Here is a 400-nt window from a genome sequence, read left to right as displayed (position 1 = left end):
GGTGAAATTCTCGCCGTGCGGGCAGTGAAGACGCCGGAGGAAGTAAAATGCCTGCAGGTGTCGATGGCCGGCGCCGAGGCCGCCGTCTATGCAGTGCGTGAGGCGATCAAACCCGGCGTTTCCGAAAACGATCTGTTCGCCATCATGTATCACGAAGTGATCCGGCAAGGCGGCGAGTTCATCGAAACCCGCCTCTTGACCTCCGGCCAGCGCACCAACCCGTGGTTCAACGAAGCCAGCGGCCGCAAGATCAGGCCGGGCGAACTTTTGGCGCTGGATACCGATACGATCGGCTGCTACGGCTATTACTCGGACTTCTCGCGCACCTTCCGCTGCGGGCCGGGCAAGCCGACGGATTATCAGAAATCGCTCTATCGCATGGCCCACGACCAGGTTCAGC

Annotated in this window: 1 protein-coding gene; it reads left to right on the top strand. The window is 61.0% G+C overall.

Annotation, left to right across the window (positions count from 1 at the left end; all coding sequences use genetic code 11):
• Positions 1-400: M24 family metallopeptidase (locus EOA86_RS38270; protein WP_164892496.1), on the top strand; the 400-nt coding region annotated here is incomplete at both ends.

The sequence above is a fragment of the Mesorhizobium sp. M5C.F.Ca.IN.020.32.2.1 genome, assembly GCF_004023105.1.
Classification (GTDB): Bacteria; Pseudomonadota; Alphaproteobacteria; order Rhizobiales; family Rhizobiaceae; genus Mesorhizobium; species Mesorhizobium wenxiniae.
Note: the sequence above shows the minus strand (reverse complement) of the source record. Positions and strands in the feature narration are given on the sequence as shown.